The organism is Kitasatospora sp. NPDC094019 (assembly GCF_044764505.1).
Lineage (GTDB): Bacteria > Actinomycetota > Actinomycetes > Streptomycetales > Streptomycetaceae > Kitasatospora.
Genome location: NZ_JBIWIF010000007.1, coordinates 382,059 through 401,973 on the forward strand (window position 1 = coordinate 382,059; position 19,915 = coordinate 401,973).

Consider the following 19,915-nt stretch of genomic DNA (forward strand, 5'->3'; position numbering starts at 1 on the left):
CCGTCGGTCCTCGTCCACCGGCCGCCCCGCCCCACTCCCCCGCCGGGGTGCCACGACCACCTGTCGTGGCACCCCGGCGGACTCCGTTCGGCGGCCTCCGGTGCCGGGAACGGCAGGGGACGGCCGGGAACGGCAGGGCGGTGGACCTAGGCGGCGGCCGGCTCCACCGCGTCGGCCGGGACGGGCCGCGCGGGCCGGAGCAACAGCAGGTAGGACGCCGCCGAGAGCAGCGCGCAGCTGAGCACCACGACCGCGAGCAGCACCGCCGACGGGCTGCCGCCCAGGCTGCTGAGCGGGGCGACCAGGGCACCGCAGAGGAAGGTGCCGGTACCGAGGAGCGCGGAGGCGGAACCGGCGGACTGCGGGGCGACCAGGCTCAGCGCCCGGGCGGCCGAGTTCGGCAGGACCATGCCGAGGCTGGCCATCATCACGAACAGCGAGGCGCAGACCGCGACCAGCCCGAGGTCCCAGACCGCCGTGACCAGGACCAGGGACACCCCGGCGGCGATCATCACCGCGAGGCCCGTGCGCATCAGCGCGTCGGCGGTGAACCGGGGCGCGAGGACCCGCCCGTTGAGCTGGGTGGCGCCGACGATCGCCACCGAGTTGAGCCCGAACAGCAGGCTGTAGGTCTGCGGCGACACGTGGTAGACGTGCTGGAGCACCACCGAGGAGCCGCTGATGTAGCCGAACAGCGCACCGAAGGCGAACGTGCTGGTCAGCAGCAGCCCCAGGAACGGCAGGTCGCGCAGCAGCCCGCCCATGGTGCGCAGGGTGGCGCTCAGGCCGCCGCCGCGCCGGGCGGAGGCCGGGAGGGTCTCGCGCAGGGCGGCGAAGGCCACCAGGGTGAGCAGGAGGCCGAGGGCGGCCAGGGCGCCGAAGGTGCCGCGCCAGGAGGTGAAGCGCAGCATCTGCGCGCCGAAGAGCGGCGCGAGGATCGGGGCGAGGCCGGATATCAGGGTGATCGAGGCGAGGAAACGGATCATCGCGACGCCCTCGAAGCGGTCGCGGGCGACGGCCCGGCCGATGACCAGCCCGGCGGCGCCCGCGGCGCCCTGGACGAAGCGGGCGGCGATCAGGACGGTCAGGTCGGGCGCGATCACGCAGACGACGCTGGCGAGGGTGTAGACGACGAGTCCGACGAGCAGCGGCGGCCGGCGCCCGAAGCGGTCGCTGAGCGGCCCGAAGATCAGCTGCCCGGCGGCGACGCCGAACATCGAGAAGGTGAGGGTGAGCTGGACGGCGGCCGGTTGGGCGACGAGGTCGTCGGCGATCGCGGGCAGGCCGGGCAGGTAGAGGTCGGTGGTGAGGGGGCCGAGGGCGACCAGGCCCCCGAGGACGACGATGGCGGCGCGGCCGGTCGCGCCGCCGGAGGCCGCGGCAGCGTCGGTGGCAGCGGCGTCGCCGGTGGTCGCGGCGTCCTTGGCGGGGGTGGCGGGGGCGGTCGACGTGTCACCGGCAGAGCCGGCGGTCGGACCAGGCATGGGGCTCCTCTCGGAACGGGCACGGCGATCGTGCTCGCTCCGTCCTACCCCAGCGCTCCCGGCCACCGACAGCCGGGGGCCGCCGCCCGGACCATTTCACCGCCGCGCGGCCCCGGCCCGGCCGCCCCGGCGCGGCCCGGGGGGGTGCCCCGGGACGACCGGGTCCGCCGACGCGGGAGCCCCGGCGGAGGGACGTCAGGTCAGCGCGGAAGCTTCTCGGCCCGGAGGGCGGCCTGCACGGCGGCGCCGTCCTGCCACGCGTAGAGCTGGTTACCGGTCAGGGTGACCTTGTAGTGGCCGCAGGAGCCGGTGACCTTCGAGGTGATCCCCTCCGGGAACCAGCCCGCCTTCAGCGTGACCGGCGCCAGGTGGTTGCCCTTCTCGGTCGCGGTGGTCGTGCAGCCGGCCGGCAGCCGCCCCTCGGGGACCGTGGCCCGCAGCAGGCGGTCGTCGCCCGTGGTGGACATCAGGTAGCGGACCGACGAGGCGTTGTCGGGCAGCCAGGTCGGCATCGAGCGGCGGTCGGCCTTGGCCTCGCTGCCGCTGGCATAGGTGCCCTGCTCCTGGTGCCGGCCGTCGTACCACTCGGCGACCCTCGGCCCGACCGCCACGGCGGCGACGGCGGCGGCCATGCCCGTACCGACCACTCCGATGGCGATCTTGCCCGCGATGCCGTTCATGCCCGTGTGTCCTCTCCCGCGCCCTGCTGCTCAGCGTCCGCTCCCCGAGACCCGTCGGGGCCGGGAGCGGCTCCCCGTTGTCTTCCATCCTGGCGGGCCCCGGGGGGCCGGTCGTCACCAGGAGGTCTTGATCCACCGCCGTCCTTGGGGGGTACGGCCTCCACCTTGAGAGGTACACGCGTCCGACCGGTCTCGGGGTTCACCCCGGACGAGCCTGGCCCGGGACCGGTCGGCGCGCAGCCCGGCCGGGGCCGCCCGGGTGCCGCGACGGCGTGTCGGGTCACCCGGGCGCCGGACGCCGCCGGAGGGTGTGCGGGCCGGGCCGGCGGGCGGGTCAGGCCGCCGCGGCGGCGGGCAGGGCCACCGGGAAGGGTCGGCCGTCCAGGGTCCAGTGCGGGTCGATCGGCCGGCCGAGGGCGGCGTAGACCTGGGCCGCGACATCGGGGTGGCGGATCTCCCCGGTCGGCGGGGCGGCGGGGATGCCCGGACCGGCGCAGGCCACCCAGGCGGTGCGCTCCTCGACGGTCCGCCCGCCGTGGCCGCCCACGTCGACGTGGCCGTGGTCGGTGACGACGATGACGGTCCACGCCTCCTCGGCGTGGCCGGGCCGGGCGCGGACCGCGTCCAGGAGTCGGCCGAGCCGCTCGTCGGCGGCGCGCATCGAGGCGCGGTACTCCTCGCCGCAGCCGAGGAAGTGCGCGGTCTCGTCGACGGCGCCCAGGTAGACGAAGGAGGCTTCCGGGTCCGCGTCGCGCAGCACGTCCACGGCCTCCCGGGTGACCTCCTCGTCGACGGCCTCCCACGCCTCGGGGGTGTCCTCGGCGGGGGCGACGTAGCAGAGGCGGCCGGGCGCGCGGAACAGCGGTCCGCCGGACTCGCCGATCACCAGCGGGTCCCAGCCGGCCGCGACGAAGGTGCGGCGGCGGTCGCCCCGGGCCAGCCGGGTGGTGAAGTCGGGGAAGACGTCGAGCCGGTTGCCGCCGAGGTGGTTGCCCCAGACGCCGTGCTTCGCGGGCTCGACGCCGGTCACGATGGTGGCCCAGCACGGTCCGGACATGGTGGGCGTGGACTCCGCCACCGTCACGGGCACCAGGAAGCCGGCCTCGGCGACCTCCGCGAGCCTCGGCATCGGGACCTGCTCCAGCAGGTCGTACCGGACGCCGTCGATCCCGACGACGAGGACCCGGGGGCGCGGCAGCGGAGGTATGGACATGAGCGGGGCGGTTCCTTTCACGGTGCGGGTGCCGACCGTGCCCGCGCCGGGGCGGGCGACGGCGACCCGGCCATGCTTCACGGCCCGCCGGACCGCGAGGTTGCCTCCCGGACAACACCGGATGTCCTGGCCGTGTCCGTCCGGCGCCGGCCGCGGTCGGCGCCGGACGGGAGTAACCCGCCGGAGGTCACCGCGGCGGGGTCACCGCGGCGGGCGGAACTCGTGCACCGCCTCGATGCGCCCGACGATGTGCCGGTTGAACTCCGCCAGCTCCTCGGCCGGTACCCAGAGTTCGAGGATGGTCCGGCCGCCGGCCTGCCGGACGGGGTACCGGCTCAGGAAGGCGGTCTCCACCTCGAAGCGGGTGACGTGGCCGACCCCGGACGCGGGCACGTTCCAGTCCCGCGCGATGCGGATCGCGTAGTCCTCGTTCAGCACCGGGTAGAAGATCGGCTGGTCGGGCAGGCGCGGTGGCCAGGCCCGCCAGTCGGAGGCCGCGACCAGGGCCAGCTCCTCGGGGCCGGTCGGGCGCCAGAGCGTCGTGGTGGCCACGGCTGGCGTGGTGGGCGCGGTGCTGGGCTGGGTCGTCGGGCCGTTCATGGACACGAAATTAACCATGAACGGCCCGGACCGGAACCGGTTTTCACGGGCACCGGGCACCGGACGCCTGGCACCGGGCACCCGTGGGCCGGTCACTGGTACGCGGCCTCGCCGGTGATCGCCTCGCCGAGGATCAGGGTGTGGATCTCGCCGGTGCCCTCGTAGGTGAGCACCGACTCCAGGTTGTTGGCGTGCCGCAGCACCGGGTACTCGGTGGTGATGCCGTTGGCGCCGAGCACGGTGCGGGCGCTGCGGGCGATCTCCAGCGCGGCCCGGACGTTGTTGAGCTTGCCGAAGCTGACGTGGGCCGGTCGCGCCGCGCCCTCGTCCTTGAGCCGGCCGATCCGCAGGGCGACCAGGTACGCCTTCTCGACCTCCAGCATCATCTCGACCAGCTTCTGCTGGGTCAGCTGGAACCCGGCGATCGGGCGGCCGAACTGGACCCGGCTCTTCGCGTAGTCGAGAGCGGCGGTGTAGCAGTCGCGGGCGGCGCCGACGGTGCCCCAGAGGATGCCGTAGCGGGCCTCGTTGAGCGAGGAGAGCGGTCCGCGCAGCCCGGTGACGCCGGGCAGTACGGCGTCGGCCGGCAGCACCACCTCGTCGAAGGCGAGCTCGCTGGTCACCGAGGCGCGGAGCGACAGCTTGCCGTGCACGTCGGTGACGGTGAAGCCGGGCATACCGGGCTCGACCAGGAAGCCCCGGACGCCGTCCTCGGTCTGCGCCCAGACCACCGCGACGTCGGAGAGGGAGCCGTTGGTGATCCACATCTTGGAGCCGGAGAGCACCCAGTCGGCGCCCTCGCCGGCACCCTTGCGCCGGGCGCGGGTGCGCATGTTGGCGGGGTCGGAGCCGAAGTCCGGTTCGGTGAGGGCGAAGCAGCCGATCAGTTCCCCGGCGGCGAGGCCGGGCAGCCAGCGCTGCTTCTGCTCCTCCGAGCCGAACGCGTGGATGGAACGCATCGCCAGCGAGCCCTGGACCGAGACGAAGCTGCGCAGGCCGGAGTCGGCGGCCTCCAGTTCCATGCAGGCGACCCCGTAGGCGACGGCGGTCGAGCCGGCGCAGCCGTAGCCGTCGAGGTGCATGCCGAGCACGCCGAGGGCGCCGAGTTCGGGGGCGAGTTCGCGGGCGGGGAAGACCCCGCGCTCGAACCAGTCGCCGATGTGCGGACGGATCCGGTCCTCGGTGAACTTCCGCACGGTGTCGCGGACGAGCCGCTCCTCGTCGGTGAGCAGGTCACCGACGGCGAGCAGGTCGGCGGGGTCGATCCTGGTCGGCTTCGCCATGGAAGCTCCTTGTAGTCTCGGCGGCGCGAACCGGGTCGCGGCGTTGGGTACCGGCGAGTATCGCGCACCGGACGCCTCCCGGGACGGTCCGGAACGAGGGAGTGAGCATGTACACAGTCGAGCCGTTGACGGCGGAGGAACTGCTCGGCTCGGCGGAGCGGCTGGGCGAGTTGCTGGCGGACACCGTCGACGGCGGCGCCTCCCTCGGCTTCCTCGCCCCGCTCGACCCCGGCGCGGCGGCCGACTGGTGGCGGGCGCTGGCCCCGGACATCGGGGCGGGGCGGCTGCTGCTCTGGGTCGCGCGCCCGGCGGCGGGAGCCGTCTCCGGTTCGGACGCGGACTCGGGATCGGGCTCCGGCGCCGGCGCCGGCTCGGACGCGGGCCGGCGGATCGCGGGCACGGTGCAGCTGCGTCCGGCGTCGACCGCCAACGGCCGGCACCGGGCGGAGGTGGCCAAGTTGATGGTCCACCGGGCCGACCGGGGCCGCGGTCTGGCCGGCCGGCTGCTGGCGGCCCTGGAGACGGCGGCCGCCGGGCGCGGGATCCGGACGCTGGTGCTCGACACGGAGACGGACAGTCCGGCCGAACGGCTGTACGCGGCGGCGGGCTGGACCCGGGTCGGCACGGTGCCGGACTTCGCGACCGACCCGACGGGAGCGCCGCACGCGACGACCATCTACTTCAAGGCGGTCAAGGCGGTCAAGGAGATCAAGGCGCTGCCGGTGACCGCCGGCACCACCGACACCACCGGGCCCGCCTCGGCGGGCCGGACGGCCGCGTCGCTACGATGACCGCTTTCGCACACGGACGAGCGAGGGGTGGACCGTGGGACGTTGGGCTGTCGTGGTCGAGGAGACCGAGGGCGTCGGGGACCACCGGATCTGGGGCAGCAAGGTGCTCGCCGAGGTGGCGGGCACCCGGGAGGACGCCGTCGCCGAACTGCGGCGGCTCGTCCCGGCCTACACCCCGCAGCACCCGTTCAACGCCCGGCGGCGCCGACTGCTGCGGGACGGCGACAGCTATCTGCTGATCCTTCAGGGGAGCATGCGGGACTACCACTGCGTGTTCCGGGTGTGGGAGCTGCTGTGGGACAGCAAGCACCCCGAGGTGCAGCAGGAGCGGCTCGCGGAGGCCCAGGCCCGGGAGGAGGAGGCCGGCTGACGGCCGCCTCCCCGCCGCGGTCTCAGGCGACCCCGCAGAGGCGGAGCACCGCCGTGGTGGCGGCGGCCGCGACCACCACCAGCGGGAACGGCGCGCGCCGCAGCGCCAGGACGCCCGCGACCAGGACACCGGCCGGCCGGGCCCAGCCCGCGAAGTGGGATCCGTCGGTGAGCGCGCCGGTCGCGACCAGGGCGACGAGCAGCACGGCGGCGGCGACGGCGAGCAGGTGGCGCAGCCGGTCCGAGACGGTGAGCCGGCCGCCGAGCAGGGGGCCGGCCAGCCGGAACGCGTAGGTGCCGGCGGCGAGCAGGAGGATGGCGAGCAGGGACATCAGTGGACCTCCTCGGCGAGCGGTCGGCGTTCGCCCCCGGCCACGGCGGCGGGGTCGCCCCCGGCCGGGGGCTGCGGGCGACCCGCGAACAGCAGTCCCGCCAGCGCGAGCAGCACCGGCAGGCCGGCCGGGACGAACGGGGTGGCGGCCACCGCGACGGCGGCGCCGGTCAGGGCGGCGGTGCGGGTGCGGCGGTCGGTGAGCGAGGGCAGGACGAGCGCGAGCAGGACGGCGGGGAAGGCCGCGTCCAGCCCGAGCGCGTCGGTGTCGCCGATCAGTCCGCCGGCCAGCGCACCGGCCAGGACGGAGGCGTTCCAGATCAGGAACAGGGCCAGGCCGCAGACCCAGTACGCCGCCCGGCGCCGGCGCGGGTCCGGCTGGAGCAGGGTGAAGGCGACCGACTCGTCGGTGAGCAGCTGCGCGCCGAGCAGCCGCCGCCACACCGGGCCGTCGAGGGTGTCGGCGACGGTGAAACCGAAGGGCAGCAGCCGGGCGTTGAGGACGAGGCCGGTGACCACGGCGGCGAGCGCGCCGCCGCCGGAGAGCACGATGCCGACGGCGGCGAACTGCGAGCCCCCGGCGAAGACGAGGACGGACATGGCGACCGGCACCCAGAGGGGGAGGCCGCCGGAGACGGAGATCGCCCCGAACGAGGCGCCGACCAGGGCGTCCGCGAGGCACACCAGGGCGATGTCGCGGAGGGTGGCCCGTTCGAGGGTTCGGAGGAGCGAACGCATGTCCAGTAGAGTGAACCCGATCGGTGTCGTTCGTCAAGGCGAACGCCTGGACCTGTGGAGCGAACGCGAATGAGTGGAAGCAGCAGCGGATCCGACCGCGGCACCGAAGGCAGCGGCGCCCCGGGGGGCGAACTGATCGAGCTGATCTCGGTGTCGGTCCGGCGCGAGCGCGAACGCGCCGGACTGTCGATGGCCGAGCTGGCCCGCCGCGCGGGAATCGCCAAGTCGACGCTCTCCCAACTGGAGTCGGGCGTCGGCAATCCGAGCGTCGAGACACTGTGGGCGCTCGGCGTCGCGCTGGACGTGCCGTTCAGCCGACTGGTCGACCCGCCGCGCCCGGTGGTCCGGGTGGTGCGGGCCGGCGAGGGTCCGGTCACCCACTCCGAGCGGGCCGACTACGCCGCGACCCTGCTGGCCTCCTGCCCGCCCAACGCCCGGCGCGACATCTACCGGATCGAGGCCGAGCCGGGCGAGACCCGGGCCTCCGACCCGCACATGCCGGGCACCGTCGAGCATGTGCTGCTGGGCGCCGGACGGGCCCTGGCCGGGCCGACCGGGGCGCCCGTCGAGCTGGGCCCGGGCGACTACGTGAGCTACCCGGGCGACGCCCCGCACGTGTTCCGGGCCCTGGCGCCGGGCACCCTCGCGGTGATCGTGATGGAGCACGTCTGAGGGCGGCGGGCGGGCGGGCCCACCCGGCTCGCCCGCCCGTTCGCCCCCGGCCCCACTCCGACCCCGGCTCCGGCTCCGGCCCCGGTCCCGGTCCCGGCTAGAGCTTCAACAGCCGGTCCAGGAAGGGATTGCCGAACACCCGGTGCGGGTCGTGGCGGTCCAGCACGGTGACCGCCTCGTCCCAGCCGGCGCCGCCGCCGGCACGGTGGCTGGCGGGGATGACCCGGTCCAGCATGTCCGCGTCGGCCCAGGCGGCGTCCTCGGTGTAGGCCCAGCCCTTGGACCACTCGACCCGCAGACCGGCCCGGGTGCCGTCGAAGGAGCGCAGCAGGGCCTGTTCGAGGTCCCGGGCGAAGCGGTGCAGCCCGGGCGTGCCGGGGAAGCCGAGCACGTCGAGCCAGACCGCGGTGTCCCACTCGGGCCGGTCCGGGCGCGGGCGCAGCGCGGAGAGCAGCGGCGGCCGGGCGCCGGGCACCCCGGAAGCCGCCGGGTCGTCCGTGCCGGTGACCCGGATCTCCACCGCGCCGTTCACCGGGAACTCGCCGCGGGTCCGGTAGTCGTCGAGCAACCGCCGGTACTGGTCGGCGAATTCGGCCACCACCCACTGGAGGTCGGCGCGCCGGGCGAGGACCGCGTAGCCGTTCGCCGTGACCCGCAGGGTGGTCGGGCGGACGTACTGGAGCAGGGTGCGGGAGGGGCCCCAGAGGTCGGAACGCAGGCCGCCGGCGAGCAGGTGGGTGAGCACCTCGCCGGTGAGCAGGTCGCGGAGCAGGCCGCCGGACAGCAGCACGTCGGTGAGGTCGCCGGTGAGTCCCACCGCGGCGATCAGGTACTGGAGCTGGCCGAACAGCGGGGCGGATCCCCAGGCTCCGGCGAGGAGGTCGCCGGCCAGCCGGGCGACCGGCTCCGGAATCGAGTCCGAGAAGGGGTAGTTGTAGGGCTCGTCGACGGCGCGGGAGCCGAGCGGGCGGTTCGGGGCGATGCTCCAGGTCTTCAGCCACGGCCGGTCGGTGTAGGCGAACCAGATCGCCTCGGCCCGGCCGTCGCGGTCGACGAAGTCGGCGAAGGTGCGCGGGCGGAAGAGGCCGCCGAGGCCGGTCGTGGTGCCGGGGCGGGCGAACAGTTCGGCGGCCGGGATGTCCAGCCGGCTGACGCAGCGCAGCGGGCGGTCGGCGCCGGCCCGGAGCACCACCTCGGTGACGAAGGCCCGGCCGAGGTGGACCAGGAAGGCGGCGCTGTCCGCCTCGGACCGGTCGAAGGTCCGCAGGGTGTAGCGGTCGGTGGCCGGGTCGAGGACGACGGCGGTCAGCCGGGTCACCTGGTTGCTGACCGAGCCGTAGCCGTGTCCGTCGGCGCGTGTCTCGCCCGCGGCGGGGACGGCGGTGCCGTGGCCGCCGATCGCGAGCACGCCGCCGACGGTGAGTTCGCCGGGGGCGGGGACGGCGGTGAGGCCGAGGCCGCGGTCGGCCAGGTGGGCGAGCAGGGCCTCCATGGTGGCGCCGGTCTGGGCGCGGACGGTGGTGGGCGAGTCGGCGGTGACGGCGGTGAGGTGGCGGGTGGTGTCGAGCAGCAGCACCCGGGCCGCTCCGGGGGTGCCGGCGGCGACGGTGAGCGGCGCCCAGGTGTGCCGGTGGCCCTGGGCGCGCAGGCGCCAGCCGTGGGCGCGGGCCCAGTCGGCGAGCGCCGGGACCTCCTCGGGGGTACGCGGGGCGCAGGTCCAGAGCTGGTCGGTGGCGATCTCGCCGGACCAGTTCCGGTAGACCCGCTGGAACAGTTCGGTGCCGACGGGCAGGTCGGGCGGGACGGGGGTGGCGGCCCGGGCGCTGTCCGGTCCGACGGTGCCGGTCACCAGCCAGCCGGTGGTGCCGAGCGCGGCGGAGATGCCGAGGAGTCGGCGGCGGCTGAGGCTGCCGTCCCCCGCCCGGTCGGGCTCCGGGCGGTCGTCCCGGCCCCGTCCGCGGTGGTGCCGGTGGTGCTGGTGGTCCGCTGCTTCCGTCATGCCCGCCCCTGTGTCCCGTGTCGGTGGACCGTGTCCGGTGGACCCGCGTCCGATTTCTCCCCCGATTCCGGGTGAGCGTACGAAGCAGTGGCCGGAGCCCCCCGCCCCGGCTCATGATCTTCACTCGAAGTAATGAACCTTGCCGGATTTCCCGGTGCACTCGTAGGTTGATCGTGATCGACGTTCCCGATCTTCTCCGGAGGCCCCGCCGTGCCCGCGTCCGCACCCCTGACCGTCGCCGTCGCGCAGCCCGCCTGCGCCGAACCGGGCCGGCCCGACACCGTCGCGGTCAACGTCGGGCGCCACGCCGCCGCAGTCCGCGCGGCCGGGACCGCCCGGCTGGTGGTCTTCCCCGAGCTCTCCCTCACCGGCTACGACCTCGCCGCGCCCTCGGTCGACCCGTCCGACGAGCGCCTCGCGCCGCTGGTCGCCGCCTGCGCCGAGACCGGCGCCACCGCCCTGGTCGGCGCGCCGGTGACCGACCCGGACGGCCGTGACTTCATCGCCACCCTCGCCGTCACCGGTACGGGCGCCTCGATCGCCTGCCGCAAGATGAACCTCTACGGGAACGAGCCCGAGCGTTTCGCCGCCGGCGATCGGCCCGCCCTGCTGGAACTGGACGGTCGGCGCCTCGGCCTGGCGATCTGCGCCGACGCCGCGAACCCCGGGCACGCCGAGCTGCTGTCCGGGCTCGGCGCCGAGGCGTACGTCGCCTCCACCCTGTACGGGACGAATCCGGAGGCGCTGGCCACCAAGGCGGCCCGCTACCCGGCGCGGGCGGCGGACAACGGCGTCTGGGTGGTGCTGGCGACCGCCGCCGGGGCGAGCGGCGAGTTCGCCGACAGCTCCGGCGGCTCGGGCGTCTGGGCCCCGGACGGCAGCGAGGTCGCCAAGGCGGGCACCGGGACGGGCGAGGTGGTGACCGCCGTCCTGGGGTAGTCACGAGTGTCGGGCCCGGGTATGTGCTCCGTCCGGGCGCGTACCGTCCGGGCCCGAGGGCACCGCGTCCGGCCCGGAAATACCCCGGGCCCGCGCGCGGCTGTGGTCAGCGGAAGCCGAACCCGGCCGGAGCGGGGACCCTGGATCCGCAGGGGTCCCCGGCCCCCGGTCCGACCGGGACCGTTCAGGAGGTGCAGCGCACGATGGGTGACGAGCAGTACCGGATCGAGCACGACTCGATGGGCGAGGTGCGGGTGCCGGCCGCGGCGAAGTGGCAGGCGCAGACGCAGCGCGCGGTGGAGAACTTCCCGGTCTCCGGCCAGCGCCTGGAGCGGGCCCACATCGCCGCGCTGGCGCGGATCAAGGCCGCCGCCGCGCGGGTCAACGCCAGGCTGGGCGTCCTGGACGAGGAGACCGCCGGGGCGATCGTGTCGGCCGCCGAGGAGGTCGCGGCGGGCCGGTGGGACGACGAGTTCCCGGTCGACGTGTTCCAGACCGGCTCGGGCACCTCGTCCAACATGAACGCCAACGAGGTGATCGCCACCCTGGCCGGCGAACGCCTCGGCCGGCCGGTGCACCCCAACGACCACGTCAACGCCAGCCAGTCGTCCAACGACGTGTTCCCGTCCTCGATCCACATCGCCGCCACCGCCGCCGTCAGCCACGACCTGATCCCCGCGCTGGAGCACCTGGCCGAGGCCCTGGAGCGCAAGGCGGCCGAGTTCGCGGGCGTGGTCAAGGCCGGCCGGACGCATCTGATGGACGCCACCCCGGTCACCCTGGGGCAGGAGTTCGGCGGCTACGCGGCGCAGGTCCGGCACGGGCGGGAGCGGCTGCTGGCCACCCTCCCCCGGGTCGCCGAACTGCCGCTCGGCGGCACCGCGGTGGGCACCGGCATCAACACCCCGCCCGGCTTCGCGGCGGCGGTGATCGAGGAGGTCGCGCGCACCACCGACCTGCCGCTGACCGAGGCCCGCGACCACTTCGAGGCGCAGGGCGCGCGGGACGGCCTGGTCGAACTGAGCGGCCAGCTGCGCACCGTGGCGGTCGGCTTCACGAAGATCGCGAACGATCTGCGGTGGATGGGCTCGGGCCCGCGCACCGGCCTGGGCGAGCTGAACCTGCCCGACCTCCAGCCCGGCTCCTCGATCATGCCGGGCAAGGTGAACCCGGTCCTGCCCGAGGTGGTGCTGATGGTCTCCGCCCAGGTGATCGGCAACGACGCCACCGTGACCGTGGCCGGGGCGAGCGGGAACTTCGAGCTCAACGTGATGCTGCCGGTGATCGCCCGCAACGTCCTGGAATCGGTCCGGCTGCTCGCCAACAGCGCCCGGCTGCTGGCCGACCGGACCGTGGACGGCCTCACCGCCAACGTCGAGCGGGCCCGGGAGTACGCGGAGTCCTCGCCCTCGGTGGTCACGCCGCTGAACCGGTACATCGGCTACGAGGAGGCGGCCAAGGTCGCCAAGCAGGCGCTGGCCGAGCGGAGGACGATCCGCCAGGTGGTCCTGGAGCGCGGGTACGTCGAGCAGGGGCTGCTCACGGTCGGGCAGCTGGACGAGGCGCTGGACGTCCTGCGGATGACCCGGCCCTGAGATCCGGGACGGCGCGCGCCCGGGGCGCGGACGGCGGCCTCGCCGTTCCGCGCCCCGGGTTCCGGGCTTCCGTCGGACGTCAGCCCTTGGCTCGGCCGGCCCGGCCGAGCCGCATCGCGGCTCCGTTCGACGTCATGGTGGCCATCGAGATGGCGGCGAGCCCCAGCAGGAACATCACGCCACCCGCGATCATGCAGGTCACGATGTTCTTGCCCCGGTTCACCTCACCCGAGACGACCCACGGGGACACGAACGTCCACGCGCCGAGCAGGGTAGCGGCCCAGGCCCGTGCGTGCGTGCGCTCGTACGCCGAGCCGTAGCCGGCCATCAGCACGCAGTAGGCGATGCCGACGATCAGGCAGGTGACCGTCAGCGTGCTGAAAGCGGTGAAGCCGACGATCCATGGCGAGGCCGCCAGGAACAGACCGGCCAGAACGGCCAGGGCCTCGACGGCCTGGGCCCGTGGGGTCAGGGTGACCCGCTCGTAGTGCTCCCGGAGTTCGACGATGTCCGGATGGTGCTCCATGCCCATCGGGATCTGGGTAGACACCGATACCACCTCCTACGTGCAGAACATGGAGGGCGCAAGCCCAGTACCATTCTGGCGCCGTTGGGCCGTTTTGCACCTTTTCGCCGGGGAAGCTACCCTGCCCACCCGCCGCTCCGGGCCCCCGCCCGACCGGGTGACCTCCGTCTCAACCCCGCCCGCCGCCATTGCGTATGCAACTCGTTGCATAGCAGGATGCCGCCCATGGCACTGGAGCACGCGATCCTCGTCTCGCTGCTGGAACAGCCCGGTTCCGGCTACGAGCTGGCCCGGCGCTTCGACCGGTCCATCGGCCGTTTCTGGACCGCCACCCACCAGCAGATCTACCGGGTGCTGCGGCGGATGGAGACGGACGGCTGGGTCTCGGTCGAGGAGGTCGCCCAGGACGGGCGGCCGGACAAGAAGGTGTACTCGGCGGCCGCGCCCGGCCGGACCGCGCTGGCCGCCTGGCTGCGCGAACCCGTCGAGGCGGAGACGGTCCGCCACGAGCTCGCCGTGCGGATCCGAGCGGCGGCCTTCGACGACCCCGCCGCGCTGATCCCCGAGGTCGAACGGCACCGGGACGGCCACGCCGCCCTGCTCGCCCACTACCTCTACGGCGAGGGGCGCGACTTCCCGGCCCCGGAGGCGCTCGACGCCCGGCAGCGGCTCCAGCACGTGGTGCTGCGCGGCGGGATCGAGTACGAGCGGATGACGCTCGCCTGGCTGGACGACGTGCTCGCCACCCTGCGCGAGCTGGCCGCGGACGCCTCCTCCCCCTCGTCCGACACCGCCACCGCCACCGCCACCGCCTGACCCTGCGCACTCCTCGCCCCACCCTCCACCCCCAGCTCTCCACCCTCGACCCCGGGAGCCCGCGATGCTCTTCAACCCGCGTACCTACGACCCCGCGCAGTTCGACGAGCCGACCCGCCGACTGCTGCGCGCGACCGTCGACTGGTTCGAGTCGCGCGGCAAGAAGGCGCTGATCGACACCTACATCGATCGCAGCTGGTACGCCGACTTCCTCGAATTCGCCGCCAAGGAAGGGCTGTTCGCCGAGTTCCTGACGCCGTCCGCCGCCGACCCGGAGAAGCGCTGGGACACCGCCAGGATCGCCGAGCTGAACGAGATCCTGGGCTTCTACGGCCTCGGCTACTGGTACACCTGGCAGGTCACCATCCTGGGCCTCGGCCCGGTCTGGCAGAGCGAGAACGAGGCCGTCCGGGCGCGGGCCGCCAAGCTCCTCGCCGAGGGCCACGTCATGGCGTTCGGGCTCTCCGAGCGCAGCCACGGCGCCGACATCTACTCGACCGACATGGTCCTCACCCCGGACGGCGAGGGCGGCTTCACCGCCACCGGCTCCAAGTACTACATCGGCAACGGCAACGTGGCCGGCCTGGTCTCGGTGTTCGGCCGCCGCTCGGACGTCGAGGGGCCGGAGGGCTACGTCTTCTTCGCCGCCGACAGCCGGCACGAGGCGTACCACCTGGTCAAGAACGTCGTGAACGCCCAGATGTACGTCAGCGAGTTCCGGCTGGAGGAGTACCCGGTCCGCGCCGAGGACGTGCTGCACACCGGCAAGGCCGCCTTCGACGCGGCGCTGAACACCGTCAACGTCGGCAAGTTCAACCTCTGCACCGCCTCCGTGGGCATCTGCGAGCACGCGATGTACGAGGCCGTGACGCACGCCCACAACCGGGTGCTCTACGGCAAGAAGGTCACCGACTTCCCGCACGTGCGCCGCGAGTTGACGGACGCCTACGCGCGGCTGGTGGCGATGAAGCTGTTCGCCGCCCGCTCGGTGGACTACTTCCGCACCGCCTCGCCCGAGGACCGCCGCTACCTGCTCTTCAACCCGATGACCAAGATGAAGGTCACCACGGAGGGCGAGAAGGTCATCGACCTGATGTGGGACGTCATCGCGGCCAAGGGCTTCGAGGCGGACACCTACTTCGACAAGGCCGCCAAGGACATCCGGGGCCTGCCGAAGCTGGAGGGCACCGTCCACGTCAACCTGGCGCTGATCCTCAAGTTCATGGCCAACTACCTGTTCGCCCCGGCCGAGTACCCCGCGGTGCCGACCCGCCGGGACGCCGCCGACGACGAGTTCCTGTTCCGGCAGGGCCCGGCCCGGGGCCTCGGCGCGATCCGCTTCCACGACTGGCGGGCCGCCTACGACGCGCACGGGCACCTGCCGAACGTCGCCCGGTTCCGCGAGCAGGCCGACGGCTTCTGCGCGCTGCTGCTGGAGCACGCGCCGAGCGCCGAGCAGCAGGCGGACCTGGACTTCCTGCTGGAGATCGGCCAGCTGTTCGCGCTGATCGTCTACGGCCAGCTGGTACTGGAGCAGGCCGAGCTCACCGGGCTGGACCAGGACCTGCTGGACCAGGTCTTCGACGCGCTGGTGCGGGACTTCTCCGCGCACGCCACCGAGCTGCACGGCAAGGCGTCCACCACCGAGGCGCAGGCCGCGTGGGCGCTGGCGCACGTGCGCCGCCCGGTCGCGGACGGCGCCCGGACGGCGAAGGTGTGGGGCATGGTCGAGGCGCTCTCGGGCGCCTACGAGATGGCCGAGTAGCCGCCCCGCCCGTGCGGAACCCGGGGGTGCCGGTCGGCGGACCGGCACCCCCGGAGTCGTGTCACCGGCGGACCGTCAGAAGGTGAGCTTCCAACTGTCGATGTAGCCGGTGTCCTGCGGCCCCACGTCCTGGACCTTGAGCTTCCAGGTCCCGTTGGCGGCCACCGCGGACGCGTTCACCGTGTAGGTGGTCAGCACGTTCGGCGCGGAGTCGCTGCTGGACGCCTTCAGCCGGAACGAGGTGCCGTTCGGCGCGACCAGGTCGATGACCAGGTCACCGCGGTAGGTGTGCTTGATGTCCACCCCGACCTGGAGCGCGGACGGCGCGTTGCCGGTGCGGCCGGTGACGGCCACGGAGGAGGTGACCGCCGCCCCGTTGTCCGGGACCTGCACGTCCGCGGTGTTCTCGAACACGGTGCCGGTGGGCGGGGTGGTGCTGCCGGCCGACAGGGTCCAGATCGCGTAGGCGATGGCGTCGGTCATCCGGTCCAGCGCGGTGTCGTTGATGTTGGCGCTGGTGTCGCAGGAGGAGTGGTAGCAGCGGTCGAAGGGCTGGCCCGCCGTTCCGCCCCACTTCGCGGCCTGGGCGCTGGTCTTGGTGTAGTCGGCGCCGCTGAACAGGCCGCCGACCCGGATGCCCGCGTCCTGGAACGGGGCGTGGTCGGACCGGCCGTCGCCCTCGAAGTCCTGTTCGGTGGTGATGCCGATACCGGCGAAGTAGTCACGGAACAGGGCGTCGAGCGCGCTGTCGTAGCGGTAGGTGAAGTAGCCGGGGTTGGGCGAGCCGATCATGTCGAAGTTGAGGTAGGTGTCGATCTTCGAACGGTCGGCCGCGGAGAGGCTGTTGACGTAGTTCTTGGAGCCGACCATGCCGTACTCCTCGGCGCCCCACCACCCGAACCGCAGGTGCTTGGAGGGCGTGAGACCGGCCCGGGAGACGGCGAGCGCGGTCTCCAGGATGCCGGCGGAGCCGGAACCGTTGTCGTTGATGCCCGGCCCGCCGGTGACGGAGTCCAGGTGGGCGCCGGCCATGACGACGTGCGAGGTGTCGCCGCCGGGCCAGTCGGCGATGAGGTTGTAGCCGGTCGAACCGTTGTAGCTGAAGGTCTTCAGCGCGGTGGTGTAGCCCGCCGCGTCCAGCTTGGCCTTCACGTAGTCGATGGACGCCTTGTAGCCGGTCCGGCCGTGGGCGCGGTTGCCGCCGTTGGCGGTGGCTATCGACTGGAGCTGGGCGAGGTGGGCCTTGACGTTGGCCACCGGGATGTCGGGGGCGGCGGCCGTCGCCGGGGCGGCGACGGGGGCGGCCGGGGACGGCGCCGAGGGCGCCGCGGCGGCGGCCGGGGTCAGGAGGGCGGCCGCGAGGGTGACGACGGCGGCGGCGGACAGGGCGGATCGGCGCAGGCGGGATCGCCGCGGGGCGCGCTCGGTCAATGGAGGCTCCGGTATCTGATGGGGCAGAACGGAAGCGCGCCGTTCGCGGGCGGCGTCGGGATGGTGAGGGGGGTGTGGGGCCGACATCGCATCGCAAAGTTGACGCGACCATGATGATTGAGGGTGCGTCCGGTCCCGTCAAGAGGCAGGGGTGAGAAGGGCCGCCGGGGCGGGCGGCGTGGAGCGGCGGCCGGGAGCGGCCGTCAGCCGTCGGCCGACGGCCGGTCCGGGGTGCGGGGCAGCTCCGCACGGACGAGGGCGCCGCCGTCGTGGTTGCCCGTGCTGAAGCGGCCGCCCAGCTCCTCGGCGCGCTCGGCCATCGAGCGGAGCCCCAGTCCCGACCCGCTCCGGCCGACCGACCGACGACCGCCCCCGCGCGCCGGGTCCGCCCCGTCGAGCGGCTCCGACAGCTCCGACAACCCGGGCTGCTCGGGCAGGTCCGACAGGTCCGACAGGTCCGACAGGTCCGTCGGGCCCGAGGGGAAGCCCCGGCCGTCGTCCCAGACCTCGACCACCACCGCCTCCGGCCGCACCCGCAGCGTCAGCCGGGCCTGCCCGGCCGCCGAGTGACGCAGGACGTTGTGCAGCGCCTCGCCGCTGATCCGCAGCGCCGCCACCTCCACCGCGGCCGCCAGCGCCGGCGGCGGGTCCGGGTCCAGCACCAGCGCGATCCGGACCCGCGGCCCGTCCAGCTCCGCGACCAGCCGTCGCAGCGCCACCGCGAGCCCCTCCCCCGCCAGCGCGGCGGGCGCCAACCCCTCCGTGATCCGCCGCAGTTCGTCGATCGCCTGCCCGATCCCCGCCGACACCGCCCGCAGCGAGCGGGCCGCCGACGAACCCTCCGGCACGGCCGCCCTGGCCGTGTCGACCCCCAGCCGCAGCCCCGAGAGCGTGGGCCCGAGCCCGTCGTGCAGGTCGTGCCGCAACCGGCGGCGCTCCTCCTCCCGGGCGAGCACGATCTGCCGCCGCCCGCGCTGCAGCTCCTCGTACATCCGCAGCGAGGCGATCGCGGGCGCGGCCTGGTCGGCGAGGAAGCGGAGCACCTCGTGGTCCTGCGCGTCCAGTTCCGGCTGCCCGGCCCGCGGCGGCGCGTAGAGGTCGCCGATCACCGCGCCCTCGTAACTGAGCGGGAACACCTGGCTGTCGGGGCCGACGGTGCCGACGGAGGCGAGTTCGTGCGGACCGGTGCGGGTGTGCAGGACCACGCGGGCGCCGGGCAGGCCGAGGGCTCCCACCACGGTGTCGCACAGCAGCGGCGGGGCGTCGGCCGGGCTGACCGCGCGGCTCAGACGCTCGGCGAGCGCCCGCACCACCTGGTAGGGGCGGGCCCGGTCGCCGTAGTAGAAGCGGTCGACGGCCCGCACGACCCAGCGGGTGGTGGGCCCCAGCAGTCCGCCGATGGCCAGCGCCCCGGCCGCCAGCAGCTGCGCGCCCGCGTTGCTGGCCTCCGGCAGGGCGCGGCGCAGCAGCAGGGCGATGCCGAGGTAGCCGGCGATCAGCAGGGCGATGACCGCGAGCACGCTGAGCATCCGGCGGGTCGCCCGGTCGAGGTAGCGGGAACGGTCGCGGGTGAACGCGTAGCCGACCGCGCCGAGCATCCACAGCGCCGACCCGGCGAAGTAGGCCACCGCCGCGACGCTCTCCGAACCCCCGATCCGCAGCGCGATGTTGGTCGTGACCAGCCACACCAGGTACGGCACCAGCACGGCGGTGACGCTGCGGTGCGGCCGCGCGGAGCGGCGCCAGCGGACGGCGGCCACGGTCAGGCTGGTGAGAACGATGCCCCAGGCGACCAGGGTGGCGTGCCATTCGTCGAGCGGCAGTCCGCGCCCGTCCGGGACGAGGACGTCGCCGAAGTACGGCAGCGGGCTGCCGAGCCGCACGGCGCAGGCGTGCAGCGCGCTCCAGACGGCCACGGCCGCGACGAACGCGCGGCCCGGCCCGCCGGGCAACCGCCCCTCGGGCAGCCAGAGCGGCAGGGCCAGGGAGACGAAGACGAACAGGGTGACGGAGGCGAGCAGCAGCCCGGCGCCGAGGGCCCGGACCGCCGGTCCGGCGTCGGCGGCGGCGCCCGCGAGGAGGGCGAAGCGGGAGAGGCAGCCGCCGAGACCGGCGGCCAGCAGACAGTGGCCGAGGCTTCGGCCCGCCGGTGCCCCGGTCGGGGCCGGGGCGGCCCCGATGCCGGTACCGATGCCGGAGCCGGGGCCGCCGTCGGAGGCCCGGGCGGGCGCCGGTTCCTCGGCTCCCGGTCCGGCTCGGTGGGCGAGGACGAGCAGCCCGGAGAGCGCGAACGCGAAGCCGAGGAGGACGGTCTCGCCGTCGTGGAGGTAGAACGGCGTGGCCCAGGCGGCGTCCTGGTGGGTGACGGCGAGCAGGACCCAGCCGAAGCCACTGAGCAGGGTCGCCGCACAGGCCCAGGCGGCCGGGGTGAGGCCGCCGCGCCGGGGCGGTGCGGACGGGCTGCCCGGCCGGGGGGCCGACGGCCGCGCGGGCGCGGCGGGCGGCCCGTGGTGCGCGGCGGTGCCGGTGGAAGCGGCGGTGCCGGTGGACGCGGCGCCGGGCCCGGTGCCGGTGGTGGCCGAGGTCGCGGCCGGTTCGCTCATGAGAGCCTCCTCTCCCGCATCCTCGGTGTCCCGGCGTCCCGGGGGCGCGGGACGCCGGTCCGGTCCCGGTCCCGGGCGCG

Annotated in this window: 18 protein-coding genes; 7 read left to right on the top strand and 11 right to left on the bottom strand. The window is 74.5% G+C overall.

Features of this window, described 5'->3' with window-relative positions:
* Positions 1 to 146: 146 nt before the first annotated feature.
* The 5 genes from ACIQ9P_RS18895 to ACIQ9P_RS18915 all read right to left on the bottom strand — a co-directional run bounded on the left by ACIQ9P_RS18895 (position 147) and on the right by ACIQ9P_RS18915 (position 5,260).
* Entirely contained in the window at positions 147 to 1,484 is a 1,338-nt protein-coding gene (locus ACIQ9P_RS18895; RefSeq protein WP_402356751.1) for a multidrug effflux MFS transporter, read from the bottom strand.
* Positions 1,485 to 1,684: 200 nt separating this feature from the next.
* The gene (locus ACIQ9P_RS18900; protein ID WP_402356754.1) at positions 1,685 to 2,164 is read right to left on the bottom strand and encodes a hypothetical protein; all 480 of its coding nucleotides are present in this window, start codon (positions 2,162 to 2,164) and stop codon (positions 1,685 to 1,687) included.
* A 334-nt stretch (positions 2,165 to 2,498) separates the two neighbouring features.
* Positions 2,499 to 3,377 (bottom strand): alkaline phosphatase family protein, encoded by an 879-nt coding sequence (locus ACIQ9P_RS18905; protein WP_402356756.1) that lies wholly within the window; start codon positions 3,375 to 3,377, stop codon positions 2,499 to 2,501.
* A gap of 201 nt (positions 3,378 to 3,578) precedes the next feature.
* Entirely contained in the window at positions 3,579 to 3,977 is a 399-nt protein-coding gene (locus ACIQ9P_RS18910) for an ADP-ribosylation/crystallin J1 (RefSeq protein WP_402356759.1), read from the bottom strand.
* 92 nt (positions 3,978 to 4,069) lie between these two features.
* Complete coding sequence (locus tag ACIQ9P_RS18915; RefSeq protein WP_402356762.1) at positions 4,070 to 5,260, bottom strand: acyl-CoA dehydrogenase family protein; 1,191 nt, start codon at positions 5,258 to 5,260, stop codon at positions 4,070 to 4,072.
* Positions 5,261 to 5,367: 107 nt separating this feature from the next.
* Here ACIQ9P_RS18915 and ACIQ9P_RS18920 point away from each other — a divergent pair, with 107 nt between their 5' ends.
* Positions 5,368 to 6,051, top strand: a complete 684-nt coding sequence (locus ACIQ9P_RS18920; protein ID WP_402356765.1) for a GNAT family N-acetyltransferase — start codon at positions 5,368 to 5,370, stop codon at positions 6,049 to 6,051.
* Between the two features lie 34 nt (positions 6,052 to 6,085).
* Positions 6,086 to 6,421, top strand: a complete 336-nt coding sequence (locus tag ACIQ9P_RS18925) for a hypothetical protein (RefSeq protein WP_402356768.1) — start codon at positions 6,086 to 6,088, stop codon at positions 6,419 to 6,421.
* Positions 6,422 to 6,443: 22 nt separating this feature from the next.
* On the opposite strand, the gene ACIQ9P_RS18930 is transcribed toward ACIQ9P_RS18925, so the two are convergent.
* Together ACIQ9P_RS18930 and ACIQ9P_RS18935 are read right to left on the bottom strand one after the other, a co-directional pair.
* A complete protein-coding gene (locus tag ACIQ9P_RS18930) occupies positions 6,444 to 6,752 on the bottom strand; it encodes an AzlD domain-containing protein (RefSeq protein ID WP_402356771.1) in 309 nt (102 codons plus the stop codon).
* A complete protein-coding gene (locus tag ACIQ9P_RS18935) occupies positions 6,752 to 7,489 on the bottom strand; it encodes an AzlC family ABC transporter permease (protein ID WP_402356774.1) in 738 nt (245 codons plus the stop codon). Before ACIQ9P_RS18935 ends, ACIQ9P_RS18930 begins: the two co-directional genes overlap by 1 nt.
* Positions 7,490 to 7,558: 69 nt before the next feature.
* Here ACIQ9P_RS18935 and ACIQ9P_RS18940 point away from each other — a divergent pair, with 69 nt between their 5' ends.
* Complete coding sequence (locus ACIQ9P_RS18940; protein WP_402356777.1) at positions 7,559 to 8,161, top strand: helix-turn-helix domain-containing protein; 603 nt, start codon at positions 7,559 to 7,561, stop codon at positions 8,159 to 8,161.
* A gap of 97 nt (positions 8,162 to 8,258) precedes the next feature.
* On the opposite strand, the gene ACIQ9P_RS18945 is transcribed toward ACIQ9P_RS18940, so the two are convergent.
* Positions 8,259 to 10,160, bottom strand: a complete 1,902-nt coding sequence (locus tag ACIQ9P_RS18945) for a cholesterol oxidase substrate-binding domain-containing protein (protein ID WP_402356780.1) — start codon at positions 10,158 to 10,160, stop codon at positions 8,259 to 8,261.
* A gap of 210 nt (positions 10,161 to 10,370) precedes the next feature.
* On the opposite strand from ACIQ9P_RS18945, the gene ACIQ9P_RS18950 reads away from it, so the two are divergent.
* Entirely contained in the window at positions 10,371 to 11,099 is a 729-nt protein-coding gene (locus ACIQ9P_RS18950; RefSeq protein ID WP_402356783.1) for a carbon-nitrogen hydrolase family protein, read from the top strand.
* Positions 11,100 to 11,302: 203 nt separating this feature from the next.
* Positions 11,303 to 12,694: a class II fumarate hydratase gene (locus tag ACIQ9P_RS18955; protein WP_402357044.1), complete on the top strand. Its 1,392-nt coding sequence runs from the start codon at positions 11,303 to 11,305 to the stop codon at positions 12,692 to 12,694.
* 79 nt (positions 12,695 to 12,773) lie between these two features.
* On the opposite strand, the gene ACIQ9P_RS18960 is transcribed toward ACIQ9P_RS18955, so the two are convergent.
* Entirely contained in the window at positions 12,774 to 13,244 is a 471-nt protein-coding gene (locus ACIQ9P_RS18960; RefSeq protein ID WP_037778888.1) for an SPW repeat protein, read from the bottom strand.
* Positions 13,245 to 13,445: 201 nt separating this feature from the next.
* On the opposite strand from ACIQ9P_RS18960, the gene ACIQ9P_RS18965 reads away from it, so the two are divergent.
* Both ACIQ9P_RS18965 and ACIQ9P_RS18970 read left to right on the top strand, forming a co-directional pair.
* Positions 13,446 to 14,036: a PadR family transcriptional regulator gene (locus tag ACIQ9P_RS18965; protein ID WP_402356786.1), complete on the top strand. Its 591-nt coding sequence runs from the start codon at positions 13,446 to 13,448 to the stop codon at positions 14,034 to 14,036.
* 64 nt (positions 14,037 to 14,100) lie between these two features.
* A complete protein-coding gene (locus tag ACIQ9P_RS18970) occupies positions 14,101 to 15,801 on the top strand; it encodes an acyl-CoA dehydrogenase family protein (RefSeq protein ID WP_402356789.1) in 1,701 nt (566 codons plus the stop codon).
* A 75-nt stretch (positions 15,802 to 15,876) separates the two neighbouring features.
* Here the strand turns inward: ACIQ9P_RS18970 and ACIQ9P_RS18975 are convergent, their stop codons facing one another.
* Entirely contained in the window at positions 15,877 to 17,232 is a 1,356-nt protein-coding gene (locus ACIQ9P_RS18975) for a M28 family metallopeptidase (RefSeq protein WP_402356792.1), read from the bottom strand.
* Positions 17,233 to 17,435: 203 nt separating this feature from the next.
* A complete protein-coding gene (locus ACIQ9P_RS18980; protein WP_402356795.1) occupies positions 17,436 to 19,835 on the bottom strand; it encodes an ATP-binding protein in 2,400 nt (799 codons plus the stop codon).
* Positions 19,836 to 19,915 lie beyond the last annotated feature (80 nt).